The sequence below is a fragment of the Kitasatospora sp. NPDC057198 genome (assembly GCF_042670125.1).
Lineage (GTDB): Bacteria > Actinomycetota > Actinomycetes > Streptomycetales > Streptomycetaceae > Kitasatospora.
This window is the reverse complement of the sequence record NZ_JBHUWH010000776.1, coordinates 1-2,120: the sequence shown is the minus strand read 5'-3', so window position 1 is coordinate 2,120 and position 2,120 is coordinate 1. Positions and strand designations below refer to the sequence as shown.

Sequence of the window (2,120 nt, the reverse complement as noted above, 5' to 3'; positions counted from 1 at the left end):
CGGGCCGGTCAGCCCCGCGCGGCCGGGCGCGGCAGCAGCTGCACCGACGCCGCCACCAGCACCCCCAGGCCCGCCAGTACCCCGCAGCACAGCGCGAACGCGTGCACGAACGAGGACGCCGCCGGAGCGGTGCCCAGCGACTGGTAGAACAGGTTGCCGATCACCGCCACCCCCAGCGCCGTGCCGACCTGCACCGCCGTCGACAGCACGCCCGAGGCCGCCGCCGCGAACCGCGCCGGGATCCCCGACAGCACCGTCGCCGACAGCGGGGCCATCACCATGCCCATCCCGAACCCGGCCACCACCAGCGCCGGGACGATCCCGCCCAGCGCCCCGTCCGCCAGCGGCTCCAGCGCGGCCAGTCCTGCCGACAGCACCAGCGCGCCCACCGCCAGCGCCTGCCGGCCCAGCCGGGCGCCGATCGGCCGCGCCAGCATCGACGCGGCGAAGAACCCGGCGCCCAGCGGCACGAACAGCACCCCCGACTCCAGCGCCGTCCGGCTCCGGCCCTGCTGCAGGTACAGCGCGAACACCAGGAAGAACGTGGACATCACCGCGTAGAACAGCAGCGTGGTCACCAGCCCCACCGAGAACGCCCGCTGCCGGAACAGCCCCACGTCCAGCAGCGGCGAACCGCCCCGGGCGCCCAGCCGCGCCTGCTGCGCCACGAACACCGCGAGCAGCAGCACCGAACCGGCCAGGCAGATCCACGTCCAGGCCGGCCAGTCCTCCTCGCGGCCCTTCACCAGCGGCAGGACCACCCCCACCAGGCCCAGCGTCACCAGCAGCGCGCCCAGCAGGTCCAGCCGGGAGGAGCCGGTGCCGCGCGACTCCGGCACGTGCCGCCGGGTCAGCGCCAGCACCAGCACCCCGACCGGCACGTTGACCAGGAAGATCAGCCGCCACCCCAGGCCCCACAGGTCGGCCCGGATCAGCACCCCGCCGATCAGCTGCCCGAACACCCCGGCCAGCCCCATCGCGATCCCGTACGCGCCGAACGCCCGGGCCCGCCGCGCCCCCTCGTACGCCACCGTCAGGATCGCCAGCACCTGCGGCATCATCAGGCCCGCCGCCACGCCCTGGGCGACCCGGCCGGCGATCAGGACGCCGGTGTCCGGCGCCACCCCGCAGCCGGCCGAGGCCAGCGTGAACAGCGCGGTGCCGAGCGCGAACATCCGCCGCCGCCCGGCGATGTCGCCCAGCCGGCCCGCGGTGACCAGCACCGCGGCCACCGCCAGGCTGATCCCCGCCACCACGAACTGCACCGCGCCGGTCGACGCGTGCAGCTTCTCCTGCACGGACGGGATCGCCACGTTCACCACGAACATGTCCAGCGTCACCATGAACGTCGGCGCCAGCACCACCGGCAGGGTCCACCGGTGCGGCGGATCGGCCACCGGGGGCGGTGCCGTCGTGCGGACTTCGGTCGTGTCGGTCATTTCCTCGGTACTCCTCGGTCGTGCGGGGTCGTACGGGGTCGTACGGGACGGGACGGCACCGCGGCCGCGGCCCGCCACCCGACGCTCCCCGCACCGGCTGGACCCGCACTGGACCCGCGCTGGAGCGCCGCTGGAGCCGGGCCGGGCCGCCCGGAACGCCGCTGGTCGACCGGCGTGCGGGACGCGCCTAGCCTGGGGGGAGGAGGTGGTGGCGATGTTGGCAGACGCGCCCCTGCTCGCGGTGATCCCGGTGACCGACCTCGAACGGGCCAAGCGGTACTACCACGACACGCTCGGGCTCACCCTCGCCCGGGAGGGCGCCGAAGAGGTGGTCTTCCGCTGCGGCAGCACCGAGTTCGGCATGTACGAGACCCCGTACGGCGGCCGGGCCGGCCACACGCTGGCCAGCTGGAAGGTCGCCGACCTCGACGCCGAGATGGCCGAACTGCGCGGCCGCGGCGTGGTGTTCGAGGAGTACGACCAGCCCGGACTGAAGACCCTCGACGGGGTCGCCGAGGCGGACGGCATGCGGGCCGCCTGGTTCAAGGACCCGGACGGCAACGTGCTGTGCGTCAACGAACTGCCCGGAGCGTGAACCGGCGCGCGACCGGGCCGGAAACGCCGAGAGCCTCCCCGGAGGGAGGCTCTCGACCGTCTGTGCGCCGCCAGGGACTCGAACCC

2 protein-coding genes are annotated in these 2,120 nt (G+C 74.8%); one reads left to right on the top strand and one right to left on the bottom strand.

Going from position 1 to position 2,120, the window contains the following annotated elements; translation table 11 throughout:
* Window positions 1-8: 8 nt before the first annotated feature.
* Window positions 9-1,439 (bottom strand): MFS transporter, encoded by a 1,431-nt coding sequence (locus ACFUEL_RS38910; protein ID WP_380242819.1) that lies wholly within the window; start codon window positions 1,437-1,439, stop codon window positions 9-11.
* A 214-nt stretch (window positions 1,440-1,653) separates the two neighbouring features.
* Between ACFUEL_RS38910 and ACFUEL_RS38905 the strand changes: the two genes are divergently transcribed.
* Window positions 1,654-2,034 carry a VOC family protein gene (locus tag ACFUEL_RS38905; RefSeq protein WP_380242817.1) on the top strand — a complete coding sequence of 127 codons (381 nt, stop codon included), beginning with the start codon at window positions 1,654-1,656 and terminating at the stop codon, window positions 2,032-2,034.
* Window positions 2,035-2,120 lie beyond the last annotated feature (86 nt).